Origin of the sequence: Chromobacterium sp. (genome assembly GCF_041912965.1) — a bacterium.
In the GTDB taxonomy this organism is placed as follows: domain Bacteria; phylum Pseudomonadota; class Gammaproteobacteria; order Burkholderiales; family Chromobacteriaceae; genus Chromobacterium; species Chromobacterium aquaticum.
Genome location: NZ_JAYSGF010000017.1, coordinates 55,421 through 74,486 on the forward strand (window position 1 = coordinate 55,421; position 19,066 = coordinate 74,486).

The 19,066-nt window shown below is 66.0% G+C and carries 12 protein-coding genes; 4 read left to right on the forward strand and 8 right to left on the reverse strand.

The window, feature by feature from the left end:
* Nucleotides 1–186 precede the first annotated feature (186 nt).
* Entirely contained in the window at nt 187–7,035 is a 6,849-nt protein-coding gene (locus tag ACE3QM_RS11275) for an SDR family NAD(P)-dependent oxidoreductase (protein WP_374421915.1), read from the reverse strand.
* Between the two features lie 717 nt (nt 7,036–7,752).
* On the opposite strand from ACE3QM_RS11275, the gene ACE3QM_RS11280 reads away from it, so the two are divergent.
* The 4 genes from ACE3QM_RS11280 to ACE3QM_RS11295 are packed head-to-tail and all read left to right on the forward strand — an operon-like array spanning nt 7,753 to nt 11,924.
* Nucleotides 7,753–8,880, forward strand: coding sequence for an ABC transporter permease (locus tag ACE3QM_RS11280; protein WP_048410699.1), 1,128 nt, complete (start codon nt 7,753–7,755; stop codon nt 8,878–8,880).
* A gap of 10 nt (nt 8,881–8,890) precedes the next feature.
* The gene (locus ACE3QM_RS11285) at nt 8,891–9,610 is read left to right on the forward strand and encodes an ABC transporter ATP-binding protein (RefSeq protein WP_048410700.1); all 720 of its coding nucleotides are present in this window, start codon (nt 8,891–8,893) and stop codon (nt 9,608–9,610) included.
* Nucleotides 9,607–10,527 (forward strand): HlyD family secretion protein, encoded by a 921-nt coding sequence (locus tag ACE3QM_RS11290; protein ID WP_053074455.1) that lies wholly within the window; start codon nt 9,607–9,609, stop codon nt 10,525–10,527. Before ACE3QM_RS11285 ends, ACE3QM_RS11290 begins: the two co-directional genes overlap by 4 nt.
* Nucleotides 10,524–11,924: an efflux transporter outer membrane subunit gene (locus tag ACE3QM_RS11295; RefSeq protein ID WP_374421920.1), complete on the forward strand. Its 1,401-nt coding sequence runs from the start codon at nt 10,524–10,526 to the stop codon at nt 11,922–11,924. The genes ACE3QM_RS11290 and ACE3QM_RS11295 overlap by 4 nt, the downstream gene beginning before the upstream one ends.
* 180 nt (nt 11,925–12,104) lie before the next feature.
* On the opposite strand, the gene ACE3QM_RS11300 is transcribed toward ACE3QM_RS11295, so the two are convergent.
* From ACE3QM_RS11300 to ACE3QM_RS11330, 7 genes are all read right to left on the reverse strand, one after another.
* On the reverse strand, nt 12,105–13,499 hold the full coding sequence (locus ACE3QM_RS11300) for an ATP-binding protein (protein ID WP_374421922.1): 1,395 nt from the start codon (nt 13,497–13,499) through the stop codon (nt 12,105–12,107).
* Entirely contained in the window at nt 13,496–14,146 is a 651-nt protein-coding gene (locus tag ACE3QM_RS11305) for a response regulator (protein WP_048410703.1), read from the reverse strand. The genes ACE3QM_RS11300 and ACE3QM_RS11305 overlap by 4 nt, the downstream gene beginning before the upstream one ends.
* A 71-nt stretch (nt 14,147–14,217) precedes the next feature.
* Complete coding sequence (locus ACE3QM_RS11310) at nt 14,218–14,646, reverse strand: MarR family transcriptional regulator (RefSeq protein WP_374421924.1); 429 nt, start codon at nt 14,644–14,646, stop codon at nt 14,218–14,220.
* A 3-nt stretch (nt 14,647–14,649) separates the two neighbouring features.
* A complete protein-coding gene (locus ACE3QM_RS11315) occupies nt 14,650–15,069 on the reverse strand; it encodes a DUF488 domain-containing protein (protein WP_053074457.1) in 420 nt (139 codons plus the stop codon).
* A gap of 138 nt (nt 15,070–15,207) precedes the next feature.
* Nucleotides 15,208–16,338, reverse strand: a complete 1,131-nt coding sequence (gene yiaY, locus ACE3QM_RS11320) for an L-threonine dehydrogenase (protein ID WP_231465260.1) — start codon at nt 16,336–16,338, stop codon at nt 15,208–15,210.
* Between the two features lie 99 nt (nt 16,339–16,437).
* On the reverse strand, nt 16,438–17,157 hold the full coding sequence (locus ACE3QM_RS11325) for a MarC family protein (RefSeq protein WP_369799210.1): 720 nt from the start codon (nt 17,155–17,157) through the stop codon (nt 16,438–16,440).
* Nucleotides 17,158–17,415: 258 nt separating this feature from the next.
* On the reverse strand, nt 17,416–18,942 hold the full coding sequence (locus ACE3QM_RS11330) for an amino acid permease (RefSeq protein ID WP_048410707.1): 1,527 nt from the start codon (nt 18,940–18,942) through the stop codon (nt 17,416–17,418).
* Nucleotides 18,943–19,066 lie beyond the last annotated feature (124 nt).

Consider the following 19,066-nt stretch of genomic DNA (forward strand, 5'->3'; position numbering starts at 1 on the left):
CCCCTCCGCCGCCGGCCGCTATTGAGGCGGCGGGCGGCGGCGCGGGATCAGGATTGAACCGGCGCGGGCCGATTTCGAGCGCGGCGGCGGCAAGGCGACCCCTCCGCCACCACGACTCGGCTGTATTGCCGGAACGCGTCGCCGCGCTCCGGACCGGCGGCGCCCGCGGGCGCCGCCGTGCTCGCGTCACACCGCCACGCTGGCCTCCGGGTCGCACATCAGCTGCCGCAGCTTCTTCGACACGGTGAACTGCAAGCCGGACAGCTTGCTGTACACCTTGCCGTCGGCGCCGTGGACGGTGACGTCGGCCAGCAGAGTGGTCGCGGTTTGCGCCGTGACCGCCATGCTCAGATAGAAGGCCTGGTCGAAAGCCAGCGGCGCGTACTGCCGCCACTCGGCGATCTGCAGCGGCAGCCCGGCCTTGTCCGACTGCGACATCAGCCAGATCAGCGGCGTTTGCAAGGCCACGTCCGCCAGGTAGGGGTTGAAGGAGTTCACCGGGAACTGCCCCTGCCCGGCCGTGGCGCTCAGCCGCCCGCCGGCTTGCAGACCCTGACCGTCGAGACGGAACAAGGACTGCACGCCACGGAAGGCCGGGCCGTGGAACAGCCAGGCGCCGTCGCGCATGTCGCCGTACAGCGGCGCATGCTCCAGCGGCGCGCCCGCCGGCGCCTGCGGACCGTCCAGCGGCGCTTCCGCCGCCAGCCGGCTCATGGTCACCCGCGCCTGGTAACGGTTCAGCGCGGCCCCGTCCACCTGGTTGAAGATGCTCACTTCCAGCGTGTGGCGGTCGCCGTTGCCGCCGGCTTCGGCCACCGGCCGCAGTTCGGCGATGAAGCGCCGCTGCTCGCCGGCGTCGAACACCACGCCCTTGAGCACGCGGAAGTCCGCCAGCGTCTCCAGCCGGTAGCCCGGCAACAGGTCTTCGCACAGCTGCACCATCCAGCCGGCCGCGGCGGTGGCCGGCAGCACCGGCTGCCCGCCCACCACGTGGTCGCCCAGGAAGCCGTTGACGGCCGGGTCCAGCTCGCGCTCCACCCGGGTCAGCGCCGGCAGGGTCTTCTGCTTGCGCCCCACCTTGTAGCTGCCGCCGCCGACGATCACCTGCGGCACCAGGCCGGCGGCGAACTCATCGACGAAGAACTGCGCGCCGATGGCGGTGGGGATGATGGCCAGGCCGCGGTCGGCATAGGCCTTCTTCAGCACGTCGTTGACCATGCCGCTGTCCCACGGACCCCAGTTGATGCTGCGTACCTGCTGTTTCGGGTACAGGGTCTGGTACAGATAGGCGAACTTGTTCAGCGCGTCGTTGGCCATCGCGTAATCGGTCTGGCCGGCGTTGCCGAAGAAGCCCGACACCGAGGAGAACAGCACCAGGTGACGCAAACCGTCCGGCTTGACCGCCGCCAGCAGGTTCTCCAGCCCTTTCACCTTGGTGTGGAACACCGAGCGGAAATCGGCCGGGGTCTTTTTCTCGATGCGCTTGTCCGCCAGGTTGCCGGCGCCGTGGATGATGCCGCGGATGGGACCCAGCTGCCGCTGCGCCTCCGCCGCCGCCCGCGCCACGTCCTTGGCGTCGCCGATGTCGCAAGCCAGATAGATGGCCTGGCCGCCGGCCTGCTCGATGCTGGCGATGGTGGCGCGCACCTCGGCCAGTTGCAGCAGCTCCTTGAGCAAGGCGTCCACCTTGACCGGGGTCACCGTCTCGCCCAGCTGTTGCAGGTGGCGGATGGCGCGCGCCTTGAGCTCGGCCACTTCGCCGCCGCCCTCCGCCCATTCCGGCAGCGGCGCGTCGATGCGGGTGCGGCCCAGCAGCGCGAAGCGGGCCGGATAACGCTTGGCCAGCGCGATCACGCACTCGGCGGTGATGCCGCGCGCGCCGCCGGTGACCAGGAACACGGTCTTGGCGTCGATGCCGGCCACGGCCTGCGGGTCGGTCGGCGCCGCCTCGAAGCCCAGCGTCATCCGCTCACCCTTGGCGCCGCGGCCCACTTCGGCCACGTCGGACTGCACGTCGCGCAGCTCTTCCAGCAGCATCGCGGCGATGGCGTTCCTGCCGCACTTGGGATCGAAATCCACGCTGCGGCAGAACACGTCTTCCCACTCGATGTTCAAGGCCTTGCACAGGCCGCTGACGCTGGCAGCGGCCACCGGGAAGGCGGCGCGCCGGGCGGTGCCCAGCTCGCCGTCCAACTGGCTGGCCACGAAGAAGCACGCGCGGCCGGGGCCGGGCTGCGCCAGCGAGGGCTGCAGCAGCTTGGCCAGCAGGAACAAGGCCTGCGCGGTGTCGTACTCGGCCGCGGCGAAGGCGTTGGCCAGCGATTTGACGTTGCCGGCCGGCGCTTGCAGGTGGATGAAACCGCCCACCTGGCCTTCGGCCACCGCGATGCGCGACAGCACGTCTTCCAGCGCCAGCTCGTCGGCGCGTTCCAGCACGTAGTCGTTGACGTGCTTGATCGCCTTGCGCTGGCCCTTGGCCTGCTGCCACTTGAACACCAGCCGCGCCACCTGCTGGCCGTGGGCCAGCAGCTGTTTGGCCACTTCTTCGCTTAAACCCTTGCCGTCGTCGGTCAGCAGCCAGAGCCGGCCGGCGGCCAGCTCCAGCAGGTCCGGCTTGGGCAAAGCCTGTTTCCGCGCCTGAAAACGATGGATGGACGCGGTTACCGTATGGGCATCACTTACAGGGGATTGCTGAGCGAGGGCAGATGCCGTCTCCCGGGGCTCAGCTAGGGATTTTTTTGCTGCGGAGTCCTCCACGGCAACGTCGGACACCAGCTTCTTGGTGGACGACACCACGCCCAACTGACGCAAGGGCTTGGCCTCCGCCGCCGGGGTTTCGTGCAAGGCGGGTTCGCTGGAGACCGGGGCCGGCGCGGCCTCCGGAGCCGGAGCGGCTTCCGCGGCCGGAGCGGCGGCGCCACCCTGCTTCAGCTCGGTCAGCAGTTCGGAGATGGTCTGCTTGAAGAAGCCGCCCATCTTGCGGATGTTGCTGAAGGCGTCGATGTCGAAGGTTTCCATGTCCTTCTGTTTTTCCATGTCCTGGAAGTGCGGCACTTCGGCGGACAGTTGGTCGAACATGGCGCCGAAGATTTCCAGACGCTTGATCGAGTCGATGCCCAGATCGGCTTCCAGATCCATTTCTTCATTGATCATGTCGGCCGGGTAGCCGGTGCGGTCGCTGACGATGGCGATCAGTTGCTTGATCAGGTCGGCCTCGGTCAGGGCTTCGAAGCGCTGGATCAGCGCTTGGTCTGCTGCGCTGATCGCGGTGGCGGCCGGCGCGGCTACAACCGGAGCGGGCGCGGCCGCCGGGGCCGGCGCGGCGGCTTGCGGAATCTCCTGCAACGTCGGCTTGGGCGCCTGCACCGCGCTCACTTGAGCCACCGGGGCCACGGGCGCGGCTGCCGGCTGAGCCAGGGGCGCGGCGGCCGGCAATTCCACCGCGGCGCGCGGCGTCGGCAAGCTCACTTCCAGCGGAGCGCGCTGTTGCAGGCGAGCCGTTACCTGGCCGCCGCGAGCGCCGGTGTCGGCGCCCAGCAAGGCCTGCTGGTTGTCGAAATAGTGCTCGTGGTTGACGTGGTAAAGCTCCTGGTTCTTGTCCAGCAGCTGCAGGCTCTGGCCCAGGCTGGCCACGACCTCGCTCAATTGCTGGCTACCCTGGAATTTCTCCAGCAAGGTGTATTGCTTGGTCATCAGCGAATCCAGCAGCTGAATGTAGTCCTTCTGGTTCAGCTGGAATTGCTGGTGAACTTGGCTGAGCATGTTCTGCGCCTGAATCTGCGCGTCCAATACGCTCAATACTTCGTTGTCCGAGCTGCTGCGTTGCATGATTCCCTCTCCGCTAATGACATGGATGGGCTCCAGCCACATCATGTCGTCCCTGTTGTCGACCAAAGTTTCCACCACTACCGGGGACCTCGAAAAACCTGCCACGCGGTCCGATAGCTGCGTTGCTCCGTGCTCGCTCCCTCGCTCTACTCCTTGTACTATCTCGGTCGCTGCGCGCGGTGCGTCTTGCTCTCGAACCGCTCGCGACGGTTTTTCGAGCGCCCCTCCCGTACTATCCCGCTCCGTCGGCGGCGCCAGCGGCGGCGAGCTGGCGGCAAGCCGCTCGCCGATGAAGGCGTCGACGACGCGCGTATCCTTGCGCATCGCGTGCGCGCGGCGATGCTTGGCTTTCTCCGAGTAGAAGAAGCCGCCGCTCATCGCATAGCTCAGCGCCCTTTTCTTGGGCTCGGCCACCACCGGCAGCGCCGCCTGCGGATCGGTGGAGCTCAGTTCCACGCCTTCCACCGCCAGCCGCGCCAGCGCGCGCTTGAATTGCAGGGCTTCCTCGCCGTTGGCGCTGGGGTTCAGCGACACCACCGCGTGCGGCTTGTCCTTGAGGATGTCCGCCACCAGCTTGCCGAGAATGCCCTTGGGGCCGATCTCGACGAACAAATAGCCGCCCTGCTGATGAATGCGTTCTATGGTTTGCTGGAAGCGCACCGGGCTGACCAGTTGGCCGATCAGCGATTGCTTGATCTTGGCCGGATCGTCGGCGTGGCGTTCGCCGCTGGCGGTGGAGTACACCGCGGCTTGCGGCGCCTGGAACGGAATGTCCGCCAGGCTGGCCTCGAACGGCGCGCAAGCGTGGCGCACGAAGTCGGTGTGGAAGGCCGCCGACACCGCCAGCACCTGGCTGCGCACCTTGCGCTCGGCCAGGAATTCATTGGCCTGGCGGATGATGTCGCCGGCGCCGCCGAACACCAGTTGCTGCTGCGAGTTGTAATTGGCCACCACCAGCTCTGGGAAGCGCTCCAGCACCGCGCTGGCCTCGCTCTCCGGCAGCGAGGCCGCCAGCATCGCGCCCGGCTCGCCGCCCGGCACCGGGCTGGCCACCGCCGCGCCGCGCGCCAGCGACACCCGGTAGAAATCCTGGTCGCTCAACACGCCGGCCGCCCACAGAGCGGTCACTTCGCCGTAGCTGTGGCCGGCCAGGAAGTCCGGCCGCAGGCCCAGTTCGCGCAGCAGCTTGAAATAGCCGGCGCTGATCGCGCCTATCGCCGGCTGCGCGGTGCGGGTCTGAGTCAGCTCCGCCATCTGACGATCCGCGGTGTCGGCGTCGAAGGCCGGCGGCGGGAAGATGGACGCGGACGGCAGCGGCAGTCCTCCGGCGGCGGCGACGGCGTCCAGTCCTTCCAGCGTTTCGCGCACCGCCGGATAGTCGTTGGCGATGTCGCGGCCCATGTTCACGTATTGCGCGCCCTGGCCGGGGAACAAGGCCACCACGCGTCCGGCCAACGGCGCCGCCGCGTGTTTGTAGTAAATGCCTTGCGGATGCTCCCAATCCTGGTCCGGACGCGCCCGCAGCAGCTTGATCGCCTCGTCCAGCAGGCCGGCGGCTTGTTCGGCGGAGCCCGCGACGAAGGCCAGGCGCGCGGAATCGGCCGGCGCGCGCGCCGCCGCGCCCTGATGCAGGCGGAACTGGTAGCCAGCGTCTTCGGCGCGGAAGGACTCCAGCTTGCGCTCGGCCAGCGCCAGCAGTTGCGCCGGGCTTTCCGCGTGCAGCAGCACCACTTCCGGGCGCAGGTTCAGGCGGAAATCGCCCTGCGGCCGCGCCTGATGCTCTTCCATGATGGAGTGGTAGTTGGTGCCGCCGAAACCGTAGGCGCTCAAGGCGGCGCGGCGCGGCGCGCCGTTCACCGGGCGCAGCCACGGGCGGCTGTCCACGTTGACATAGAAGGGGCTGGCGCTGTCCGCCAGCGCGCGGCTGGGCTGAACGACGTTGATGGTGGGCGGCAACACCTTGTGATAGAGGCTGAGCGCGGCCTTCATCATCGCGGCCGCGCCGGCGGCGCAGCGGGTATGGCCGATCTGCGACTTGATGCTGCCGATGGCCACCGAGCCAGGCTGGGCGCCGCCGGCCTCGAACACCGCGCGCAGGCTCTTGATCTCGGTTTCGTCGCCGGACTGGGTGCCGGTGCCGTGCGCTTCCACCAACTGGATCTCGGCCGGGGAAATGCCGGCGCGTTCGTAGGCGCGCTGCATCGCCTTGACTTGGCCTTCGTGGCGCGGCGCGAAAATGCTCTTGGCGCGGCCGTCGCTGGATGCTTGCAAGGATTTGATCACCGCGTAAATGCGGTCGCCGTCGCGCTCGGCGTCTTCCAGGCGCTTGAGCACCAGCAGGCCGACGCCATCGCCCAGCATCATGCCGTCCGAGGATTCGTCGAAGGGGCGCGACAGATTGCTCTTGGACAAGGCCGGGGTCTTGCTGAAGCACAGGAAGGAGAAGATCGAGTTTTCCAGATTGACGCCGCCGGTCAGCACCACGTCGCAGCTGCCGTCCACCAGCTCGCCCACCGCCGCCTTGATCGCGGCCAGGCTGCTGGCGCAGGCGGCGTCCACCATGTAAGAGGTGCCGCCCAGGTCGAAGTAGCTGGCGATGCGGCCGCAGGCGACGTTGCCTAGGAAGCCGGGGAAGCTGTCCTCGTTCCATTCCAGATAGAGATGATTGACGCGGTCGATCACCTCGTCGGCCACCGCGGTCGGCAGGCCGGCGTGGTTCAGCACCTTGCGCAGATATGGTTCTTGCTGGCGGAAGGCCAGCGAGAAGGAGGTGTTGCCGTTGCCGGCGCCGCCCAGGATCACGCCCACGCGGTCTTTATCCACCGGCAGCGCGTTGTCGCCCACCAGCCGTGCGTCCAGCATCGCCTGCTTGGCCACGTGCAAGGCGAAGATCTGCGCGGTGCTGATGGACTCCAGCATCAGCGGCGGCAGCTTGAATTCCACCGGGTCGAAATCAATCGGCGGCACGAAGCCGGCGCGATGGCCATAGGTTTTGTCGGCGGCGCTTGGGTCCGGATTGTAGTAATCCGCCTTGCGCCAGTATTCGTCGCCGTCCTTCTGATCGATATCGCTCAGCGCGTCTTTCTTGTCGACGACATTGGTCCAGAAATCGTACAAGGTGGCCGCATCGGGAAAGTGGCTGGCCATGCCCACTATCGCGATATCCACCGTGCCCGGTCCTATCCTGCTAGCTAAGGTCTTGCTCATTGCTCCTCCCGCGGTGAACCTGCTATTTCGCATCATTCGCTTGCCGCCGCGCACCAACCGGGAATCGCAATCGCAAACCGAGAACGGTCTGAATCGACTGCCCTTCTTTAAATCCGGTCCCGCACGCAAAGCCTGGATCGAATTCGCGTTCGCCAACCGCCAAACGCGCTCTATTACACTCGCAATCAAAACCACCAAAGCCCATACCAAACTGAGCCAAACCCTCTTGGACAAAACTGTTCAAACCAGGGTTACGGGAAATTATGACGTTGAAATCTTAGCATTTCCTTAGCCCATCCTTGAAGTTAATAATCTTACCTCCATGCCTGTGGAGAAAATCACAAAAACAAATCATAAGTAATTGATTTTTATAATGTACCATTATTGGCACACCGAATGCCAAAAGCATTATTTATTGCATTTTTTTCACAGCAAAAAAATAAAATTATTAAAATAAAATGCCTTTCTGAGTGAATTCTGAGCCAATATTAAGAACAGGGAGATACTAAGCCTCGCGTTAAATACATATACAGACTAATACCACTGGTATTATTCATTTAAGGTCGTTAATTTAACAACGCCCGCCAGCGCTGGTTCTCGGCGCTCAGATAACCCTAAGCCGCGATAGGCATACTGGCGCCATTTCATCCAGGAGACAGTCATGCCCCAAGTTATTCATCCCCTTCGCATTTCCGGCCACGGCGCGGGAGCCTGACCATGGTTTCCCTGGCCCGCGCCTCGCTGATTTACGAATGGCGCCGTTTCCTGCCCGCGGTGTTGGCGGTGGCTTTTGCCGGCCTGCTGGTGCAAGTGCAGCTCAGCCTGCTTCTGGGCATGTTCAGTTCCGTCGGCGTCTACATCGACCGCTCCAGCGCCGATCTCTGGGTGGGCTATCCCGCCACCCAAAGCGTGGACCTGGCCCGACCGATTCCCGGCAAGACCGAGAACAGCCTGTGGGCGCACCCGGAGGTCACGTCGGTGGAACGCTTCACCTGGACCATGGCGGACTGGCAGCGCCCCAAGGGCGGCAAGCTCAGCGCGGTGCTGATCGGCATCGACCCGCGACCGCAGGCGATGACCTTCGCCACCCTGCTGACCCCGGAATTGCGCCAGCAACTGACCGTGCCCAGCACGGTGCTGGTGGATGAAAGCGATCTGGAGAAGCTGGGCGTCAAGATCGGCGATTACGCCGAGCTAAGCGGCAAGCGGGTGCGCATCGGCGGCACCGTCAACGGCATGCGCGCGATGGGCGGCGCCAACATCCTGACCTCGCTGACCACCGCGCGCCGCATCGACCCCAATCTGCGCAACGACGCCACCGACTACTTCCTGGCGCGGCTGCGCGACCCGCTGCGCGCCGAACTGGTGCGCGACCAACTGCAACCCAGCGGCAGCTTCAAGCCGTACCAGGTCTGGACCGCCGACGAGTTCTCCGCCCAATCGCAGACTTATTGGCTGTTCGAATCCGGCGCCGGTTCAGGCTTCCTGTTTTCCTCCGCTCTCGGCCTGCTGGTCGGCATCGTCATCACCAGCCAGACGCTGATGGCCGCCATCGTCGCCGCGCTGCGCGAATACGCGACGCTGCGCGCGCTGGGCGTGTCCTCGTCCTCGCTGCGCGCCGTGATCCTGGAACAGTCTCTCTGGGTCGGCCTGGCCGGCCTGGTGATTACCGCCGCGGTCGGCGCCTTGCTGGTGGTCGCCGCCCGTCATGCCCACATCGCGCTGGAAGTGCCGCTGTGGGGCTGCGTGGCCACCGGCACCCTGGTGCTGGGCATCGCCCTACTGTCCGGACTGTCCGCGCTGCGCGCGCTGAACCAGGCCGAACCCTCCACCCTATTGCGCTAAGGAGACACCCATGTCCGCTTCTCCCGCCATCGTCGGCGAAAACCTGAGCCGCTCATTCAGCAACGGCAAGACCGAGCAGACCGTGCTGAACGATATCTCGCTATCCATCCTGCCCGGCGAGCTGACCCTGATCATCGGCCCGTCCGGCTCCGGCAAGAGCACCTTGCTGTCGGTGCTGTCCGGCCTGCTGCCGCCCAGCTCCGGCCGCGTCACCGCGCTGGGCATGGAACTGACCCGGCGTTCCATCGAGGAACTCAGCCGCTTCCGCCTGGAGAACTGCGGCTTCGTGTTCCAGGGCTTCAATCTGTTCGCCTCGCTGACCGCGCTGGAAAACGTGCTGCTGCCGCTGAACTACGGACCCAAGATCAGCAAGCCGGAAGCCGAGAAGCGCGCACAGGAAGTGCTGGAGCTGGTGGGCCTGGGCCCGCGCGCCAAGCTGCGGCCAATGGAGTTGTCCGGCGGCGAAAAGCAGCGTGTCGCCATCGCGCGCGCGCTGGTCAAGCGCCCCAAGCTGATGTTCGCCGACGAACCCACCAGCGCGCTGGACAGCCACAACGGCCAGGTGGTGATCGACCTCTTGCACCAAATCGCCCAGGAACAAGGCACCACGGTGCTGGGCGTGTCGCACGACAACCGCCTGATCAAACACGCCGACCGCGTCATCACCCTTGAGGACGGCCAAGTGGTCAAAGACCTGCGCGTCCATAACACCCCGATGGAGGTAGCATGAGCAGCCCTGTGCCCAAGACCCCGCGCCGACTCGCCCTGCTGCTGGCGCTGAGCCTGCTGTTGAACGGCTGCTCCGAACCGCCCCCGCCCGCCCCGGTCCAGCAATCGCCCTGGGCGGCCATCGCCAAGGGCCGGGTCAGCATCGAGGGCGGCGTGATCAATATCGCCGCGCCGCGCGCCGGCATCATTCGCGAAGTGCTGGTGGAAGAAGGCGCCGAGGTCAAACCCGGCGCGGTATTGGCCCGCATCGACGACCGCGAGGCCAATCTGGCGATGAAGGTGCGCGAGCAGGAGCGCGACGAGGCGCGCCAGGCGCTGACGCTGCTGCAAGTGAAGCACGCCATCGCCCAGCGCGAACTGCAGCGCGTGTCCGCGCTCAGCGGCGACGAAGTGGTGTCCAGGCAGGAAAAGGACAATGCCCGCGACCAGGTCAAGCTCAGCGCCTCCGAACTGGCGCGCCAGCAGGCGGTGGTGGCCACCTCCGACGCGCAAGTGGCGGCCAGCAAGCTGGAAGTGGATCAACACGTGGTGCGCGCGCCGCTGGCCGGCCGCATCATCCGCCGCCAGGCCCGCCCCGGCGACGGCACCTCCACCTTGAACGTGACGCCGCTGTTCATGTTCGCCCCCAACTCGCCGCGCATCGTGCGCGCGGACCTGGAAGAACGCTATGTCGGCGCGGTGGAAGCGGGCCAGGCGGCCGAGGTGACGCTGGAGGCCGACGAAACCAAGGTCTACAAGGCCAAGGTGCTGCGCTTGGGCCAGGTGTTCGGCAACCGGCCGGACAACGACGACCCGAATGAGAAACAGGATGTGCGGGTGATCGAATGCGTGCTGGCGCTGGTGGACGCGCCGGAAATCCGCATCGGCCAGCGGGTGCTGGTGCGCATCGCCCGTCCGGGCAAGGCGGGCAAGCCATGAAAAAAACGATAGTTCTGCTGCTCAGCCTGGCGCTCGCCGGCTGCGCCGGACTGGAAGCCGCGCGCCCCGCGCCGGCGCTGCCGCAGCATTACCGCCAGGCGCTGCCCGGCAACAGCCCGGACGCCCAGGCCTGGGACGGCTTCGGCGACCCAGGCCTCGGCCAGTGGATCGCCACGGTGCGCGCCGGCAACACCGATCTGGCCGCCAGCCTGGCGCGGCTGGACGCCGCCCGCGCCGAACTGGGCGTGGTCAACGCCGACCGCTATCCCAAGCAGGACTTCGAGCAAACAGTGGAGCGGCGCAAGCTGTCCAAGTTCGACCTGGGCGAGGTGGGCGAAGACACCGCCAACCCCAGCACCCGCTACAGCACGCGGCTGGCGCTGGCTTACGAGGTGGATTTGCGCGGCCGAATCAGCGCCGCGGTGCGCGCCGGACGCGCCGATCTCAAGGCCAGCGGCGGCGACCGCGACGCGCTGCAGCTCAGCCTGGCGCGGCAAACCGCCGAGCTGTGGCTGACGCGGGCGGAGCTGATCGCCGATGTCGACCTGGCCAGGGAAAACACGCAGCTGCGCCAGCGGCTGCTGGGCGGCGTCGCCGCCAAGCGCCGCGTCGGCCTGGCCAGCGGCCGGCAATTGCTGGAACCGGACAGCGAGGCCAGCGAGGCCGCGCGCCAGCTGACCCAGCAGCGCGACGCGCTGGCGCGGGTGGAGCGCAGCCTGTGCCAATTGGCCGCCAAGATGCCGGACGCCTGCGCGCTGCCGCCGGCGCGGCCGCTGCGCGAGCTCAGGCTGCCGGAAGTGGGCGGCGAGGTGCCGGCCCGGCTGCTGCAGCGCCGGCCTGACCTGGTGGCGGCTCAAGCCCGTTACGATGCCGCCCGCGCGCGCACCGACGAGGCCGAGGCGTCCCGCTGGCCGTCGCTGACCTTGAGCGGCGGCCTGGGCATCAGCGCCGGCAGTTGGTCCGGCTTGCGCGGCAGCAAGGTGCAAAACTGGTCATTGCTGCCGCAGCTGGATATTCCCTTGTTCGACGCCGGCAAGCGCAAGGCCGAGGCTCAGCGCGCGCGCTCCGCCGCCGCCGAGCAATACGCGGCCTGGCACGGCGCCATCTCCCGCGCGGTGTATGAAGTCGAGGACGCGGCGGCGGCCAGCCATTTCGCCAAGGCGGAACAGGAAGCCAGGCAACGGCAATACCTGGACGCCAGCTTGCGGCTGCGCGCCGAGCGCGACGCGCGCGGCGTCGGCCTCAGCGACGGCCAGGCGGAATGGCGCGCGCGGCTGGGCCAGGTGCAGGCGGAACAAGGGGTGTTGGCCGCGCGCCGCCAGCAACTGCTGGCCGCGGTCAATCTGATCGCCGCGCTGGGCGGCGGCTGGGAGGGCGCGGACAAGACCGCGCCATGAAAAGCGGCAAACCAGGCCCGTTCTGGAAGCTGTTCATGATCTCGCGAGCCAGAGCGAGCCCTTGGACAGGCTCTTACCGGGCCTGGTTTGCCGCCTGCGATTCACCATGCGCCGTCAACACCCGCCACAGCCCGCCGCGCCTCATGAAGCCCGACGCGGCGAGCGCGGCTTCGAAAAGACTCATGCCTCTTCCACCACCATGCTGCGCGGCAGTCGAATTTCCACTCCCAGGCCATTGCCGTTCAGACCATCGGTCAACAGCAGGCTGCCGCCGTGCAGTTCCACCACCCGCTTGACGATGGCCAGGCCCAGACCGCTGCCGGTAACGGTATTGTCCGGCAGCCGCACAAAACGCTTGAGCACTTGCTCGCGCCATTGCGGCGCGATGCCCGGCCCATCGTCCAGCACCGCCAGCCGCGCGCTGGCGAAGCCGGCATTGACTTCCACATTGATGGAAGCGCCGTCCGGGCAATAACGAATCGCATTGTCCAGCAGATTGTCCAGCAAGCCGTCCATCGCGCTGGCGTCGCCGCGGCAAGGCAGCGCCTGCTCGCCGTCGTAAGCCAGGTTGATATTGCGCGCCAGCGCGTGCGGCACGTGCCGCGACAAGGCCGCGCGCGCCAGCGCCGCCAGGTCGAAGGGCTCGGAGCGCACCTGCGCCGACTCGGCGTCCAGCCGCGACAAGGTCAGCAGTTTGCCCACCAGTTCGCCGCTGCGGGCGATGCTGGCGTCCAGCAAGGCCGCCAGCGCCGCCCGCTCCTGCTCCGATTCGGCCCTGGCCAGCAAATGCACTTGCGCGCCTATCGCCGCCAGCGGCGTGCGCAACTCGTGCGCGGCGTCGGCGAAGAAGCGCTGCTCTCCTTCACGGAAGGTGGCCAGCCGCGACAGCAACTCGTTGACGGAATTGAACACCGGCCGCAGTTCCTGATATTCGGGATCGGGGCAGGCCAGCGGCGCTGTTGACTGCACATCGCGCGAGGTGATGGTGGACGCCAGCAACGCCAAGGGCTGCAAGGCGCGGCCATAGCCGACGCGCAGCAGCAGCATGATGATGGGCACAGCCGCGATCAGCGGCATCAGGAAGAAGACCAGGATCTCGGCTTGCACCCGCTGCACGAAGCTGCGCGCCACCGCCAGCTGCACCTGAACCGGCGCGTCGACGGCGTCGACCATCAAGATGCGCCAGCGCCCCTGGTTGGCCGGCGCATCGGCGCGTATCGGCAGTTCCAGTTCCGGCCAGGTATTGGACACCGCCAGCAAGTGCTGGCGCTTGTCGACGATGCGGTAGGCCAGTTCGCTGCGCAGCGGCGGTTTTTCGCTGTAGCCGTGGCCGAACTGGCCTATCAGTTGATCGACGATGCGCACGCGTTCGCCGGTCTTGATGTCGGCGCTGTAGACGGTGCCCAGCGAGCGCGCCAGCCCGCGCAGATCGCCGTCCAGATAACCGGAGCCCACCCGGGTCACTTCCCAGTAAAACCAGGCGAACAAGACCAGCCACACCGCCAGTATGGTGCTCAGGCTGGTCCACAGCAGCCGCCGATAGAGCGAGCGCCTGGCCAGGGAGGGCATGATCATGCGGGCTTGGGCAGCAGATAGCCGACGCCGCGTATGGTGCGGATCCAGTCCGAGCCCAGCTTGCGCCGCAGATTGTGGACATGTACTTCCAAGGCGTTGTCGGATTCGCAGCACAGGTGCTCGACCAGATGCTCGCGGCTGACCACCTTGCCGGCCTTGCGCACCAGTTCGAACACCAGCGCGAACTCGGACGGCGACAACGCCACCGCCGCGCCGCTCATCGACAGTTCGCGGGTGTCGGCATTGATGCACAAATCGCCGATCTGCCAGTTGGCCGACACGAAGCCGCTGCTGCGGCGGGTCACCGCCTGCAGCCTGGCCAGCAGCTCGGGAATGGCGAAGGGCTTGATCAGATAATCGTCCGCGCCGTTGTGCAGGCCGGCCAGCCGGCTTTCCAGCGCGTCGCGCGCGGTCAGGATGATCACCGGCAGGGCGGAGCCTTGGCTGCGCAACTCTTGCAATAGATGCAGGCCCTCGCCGTCGGGCAGACCAAGATCCAGCAGCAACGCGTCCTGCGGCTCCTCGGCCAGGAAGGTGCGCGCCTCCTTCAGCCGCCGCACCCAGACAGTGCGGAATCCGCCCTGGCGCAGCGCCTGTCCCAGCGCCTCGCCCAGCGCCAGGTCATCCTCCACCAACAGTATGTTCACGACATTTCTCCACGGCCGGGGCAATGGCGAAATCATGCCAGAGCATCATGGCAAAATCCACCGCGCCGGCGTCAATCTCCAGACTGCAGCAAGTGGTCCAGCGACAGTACATCGCCCAGCCGACGCAAGGCCTGCAACTCCTCGCGATGCTCGCGCGCCAGCCGCTCCGCCAGCGCCTCGCCCTTGGGCAACAGCCGCACTTCCACGCAGCGGCGGTCGTCCCGTCCCGGGCTGCGCGCCACCAATTGCTGCTGCTCGCAGCGGCTGATCAGGCCCACCACGCTGTGGTGATGCGATTGCAGCCTTTCGGCCAGTTCCGCCACCGTGGCCCAGTCGCGGCCGGGAAAGCCCTTGATCTGCAGCAATAGCAGATATTGCAGCATGGTGATGCCGTGGCGCTGCGCCGCCTCCTCGCTGAAACGCTGAAAGCGGCGCAGCCGGTAGCGGAAGTCCGCCAGCCGCTCGAAATCCTGTTTGGAAAAGCTGGATGGCTCGGGCATGCGCTAATGGTCCAGCAAGGCGCGGTAGCACACCGGCGACGCTAACTCCCCCGCCTCGATGCGCTCGATCTCGTCCAGCTTGTCGCCCAGGAACTGCGCCAAGGCCTGCGCCGGCAGCTTGTCGCCGCCGCCGGCGTGCAGCAGCACCAGGCCGCCGCGGCGGCTGGCCTTCCACAACGGCCACCAGCGCTGCGGGTTCGCCGCCAGGTCAGCCCAGTACACTTCGCAGAAGGTGGGCCAATGCCGCTCGTCCTGGCGCAGCCAATCGAGCAGGCCTGGCGCCGGCGCCACGCTCTTCAGCCAGTGGGCGGCGTCCAAGGCCTGCCGCGGCAGATCTTTTGGCCAGTTTTCCTCGATCAGAAAAACATTCTCAAGGCCCGGCCGGTATTCGCTCACCGGCAACAGGCGAATCTTTGCGTCCATTGCGTCACTCCTTGATTTCATCTGGCGGCGGAGGCGGTGCGGCGTCGTCAGAAATATCGCATTACGATATTTAATGGTCAAAAAATGGCGGCTGAGCCGCCAGTTTGACCGCGCTGCTTTCAGCGCGGTCCTTTACTGCTACAGCGCGGCCTTGAAGATCGCGCAGATTTCTTCGTGGTTCGCCTGGATCGGATTGGTCAGGCCACATGCATCCTTCAAGGCGTTGGCGGCCAGTTCCGGAATATCCTCTTCCTTGACCCCCAGCTGCGTCAATCCCGCCGGAATGCCTACATCGGCCGCCAATTGGCGGATGGCGGCGATCGCCGCCTCGGCGCTGGCGTCCACGCCCAGCGCCGCGCCGACATCGGCCAGACGCTGGCCGGCCGCCTTGGCGTTGAAGGCCTGCACATGCGGCAGCAGCACCGCGTTGCACACCCCATGCGGCAGGTCGTAGAAGCCGCCCAACTGGTGCGCCATCGCGTGCACATAGCCCAGCGACGCGTTGTTGAAGGCCATGCCGGCCAGGAACTGCGCGTAAGCCATCTGCTCGCGCGCCTCCATGTCCATGCCATTGCGCACCGCGCGGCGCAGGTGGCCGGCGATCAGCGTCACCGCCTTCAAGGCACAGGCGTCGGTAATGGGAGTGGCGATGGTGGAGACATAGGCTTCCACCGCGTGGGTCAGCGCGTCCATGCCGGTGGCGGCGGTCAGCCCGGCCGGCATGCCGGCCATGGTTTCCGGATCGTTGACCGACAACACCGGCGTGGTGTGCTTGTCGACGATGGCCATTTTGATATGGCGCGACTCATCGGTGATGATGCAGAAGCGGGTCATTTCCGACGCGGTGCCGGCGGTGGTGTTGATCGCCACCAAGGGCAGTTGCGGCTTGGCGGACTTGTCCACGCCCTCGTAATCCTGAATCTTGCCGCCATTGGCTGCCACCAGGGCGATGCCCTTGGCGCAGTCGTGCGGCGAACCGCCGCCCAGCGACACCACCGCGTCGCAGCCATGCTCGCGCAGCAGCGCGAGGCCGGCGCCGACGTTGGCGGTGGTGGGATTGGGATGCACGCCATCGAACAGCACGGTGGCGATGCCGACGCCGCCCAGCAATTCGGTGACACGGCCGGCCAGGCCGGTTTTCACCAGGCCGGTGTCGGTCACCATCAATACCTTGCGGTAACCGTAGGCACGCATCGTTTCAACGGCTTGTTGCAGACAGCCCGCGCCCATCAGGTTGACGCAGGGAATGAAGAAAGCGCTGGTGGCCATGGCAAACTCCTGTTCTTAAGACATTTGTCATAATCCTAGTATCAACGCTTTGTTCAGTGCCTCATTTGCCTCATGTCAAAAGATGTCCACTCTCGCCGCTCACTTGTGCGGCAACACATCCTGCACCAATTGGGTGACCAGGGCGCCGAAACCGTCCCACATGATCTGCACCCCCAAGCACAGCAGGATGAAGGCGGACAAGCGCAGGAATACCACCGAGCCAGTCTGGCCCAGGTAGCGCAGCAGCTTGTCGGCGTGGCGGTAACACAGATAGACCAGCAGGCTGCACACCAGCACCGCGCAGCTGCCGGCCAGCGGCGAGATCGCGTATTTGACGATGCCCTTGCCGGTATCGGTCAGCGAGGCGCCCATGGTGATGGCCACCGAGATCGAACCCGGCCCCACCGTCAGCGGAAAGGTCAGCGGATAGAAGGCGCGCTGCTTCAGCACGTCCTGGTTCTCCGCCTGGATAGGCTGGTCAGTGGAAGTGGGGCTGCTTTCCGGCGGCGCGTCGTTGAGCATGCGCCAGGCGGCGAAAGTGATCAGCAGGCCGCCGGACAATTGCACCACCGGCAGCGACACCCCGAAGAAGGACAGCACATAACCGCCGGTGAACATGCTGCCCAGCAGCAGCAGGGCGCAATACATCGCGATGCGCCGCGCCAGATAGCGGCGCTGCTGCGGCGTGTTGCGCGCCGTCATCGAGATGAAAATGGGCACCAAGCCCGGAGGATTCATGATGGGCAGCAAGGCGGCCATCACAAACAGAAACTTTGTTATGAATATTGTCAGCAACTGCATGAATGACTCCGAAACCATCGAATTCAGATCGGGAACGACGGCGGCTTCCCCGCGCCAGCCGCCATATTACACATTTCCATCGAGAAAGCAGCCGCCTGCGGTCAAGCCGCCGTCGCCGCTTCGGCGGCCATCCAGGCTTCAGCGCGCCGCGCGCGCGTCCGGCGTCGGCGGCGCTCAAGGCCTAAGCCAGAATAATCAATCCCTTACGCAAAACAGCCCGGCTATGCCGGGCTGTCAGCGTACTGCCGCCCCAGGGCTGGCAGAATTCACAGCGGATCAGCTCGTGGCGCTGGCCAGCTTGCCGTCGGTTTCGCCCTGGCGCAAGGCGCGCGCCTTGACCAGCGCCTCGCTGAAGTCGATGTCTTCCAGCGCCACCATCCGGGTCTTGTGCTTGTACTTGTAACCCAGCCACAGCGCCAGGAACAGCGGGATGCCCAGATAGGTGGCGATCACCGCGCTCCAGTCGATATGGCCGCCGATGAAGGCCTCGTAGTTCTGGCCCAGCATGATCAGCAGGCACAGCGCGAAGGCGAACAGCGGCCCCAGCGGGAACCACTTGGCCTGGTACGGCAGGTCCGCCAGATCGTGGCCCTGCTTCACATAGGCGCGGCGGAAGCGGTAGTGGCTGATGGCCACGCCCAGCCAGGCGATGAAACCGGTCATGCCGGAGGAGTTCAGCAGCCACAGATAGACCGCGTTGGTTTCAAACAGCGAGGTCAAGAAACACAGCGCGGCGATCACGCTGGTGGCGTACAAGGCATTCCGTGGCACGCCGTTGCTGGACAGCTCGGCAAAGCGCCTGGGCGCCATCTTGTTGCGCGCCATGGTGTACAGCATGCGGGTGGACGCGTACATGCCGGAGTTGCCGGCGGACAGGATGGCGGACAGGATCACCGCGTTCATCAGGCTGGCGGCCATGGCGAAGCCGGCACGGTTGAACACCAGGGTGAACGGGCTGGCGCCGACGTCCTTCATATCGTTCTTCAGCAGCAGCGGATCGTTGTACGGCAGGATCAGGCCGATGATCAGGATGGACAGCATGTAGAACATCAGGATGCGCCAGAAGATCTGCCGCACCGCGCGCGGGATGGTCTTGCCCGGATTGGCGGATTCGCCTGCGGCGACGCCAATCAGCTCGGTACCCTGGAAGGAGAAGCCCACGATCATGGCCACGCCCACGAAGGCGGCCAGACCACCAACAAACGGCCCCTGCCCCTGCTGCATTACCGACAAGCCCGGCGCGATGCGTTGCGGGTTGGGATCGGTCATGATGCCGAAGATCATCAGGAAACCGATGATGATGAAGGCGACGATGGTGGCCACCTTGAGCATGGAGCACCAGAACTCGGCCTCGCCGAAGCCCTTCACCGAGAAATAATTGAGCACGAAGATGATCAGCAGAAAGCCGGCGCTCCACACGATGCCGGGCACCGCCGGGTACCAGTAATGCATGATGATGGCGGCCGCGGCCAGTTCCACCGCCACGGTGATCGCCCAGTTGTACCAGTAGTTCCAGCCTTGGGCGAAGCCGAAGGCTGGATCGACGAAGCGCGAACCGTAGACCTGGAAGGAGCCGGATTCCGGCATGAAGGCGGCCATTTCACCCAGGCTGGTCATCAGGAAGTAAACCATCAGGCCGATCAGGGCGTAGGCAATCAAGGCCCCGCCGGCGCCGGCGGACGCCACGGTGGCGCCGGAGGCCAGGAACAGGCCGGTGCCGATGGAGCCGCCGATGGCGATCATCGACAGGTGGCGCGCCTGCAAGGTGCGCCTAAGCTCTTGGCTTTCTTGCTTTTTTTCCATCTCTTTGTCTCAAGTGCGCCTGCTCGGCGACATTGCTTTCGGCTCGCGGCGGCAGCCGGCGGCCTGTTGTCGCTACGACAGGCAGTCGTAATTGAAACGCAAAAGAATGACAGCAACCACGACT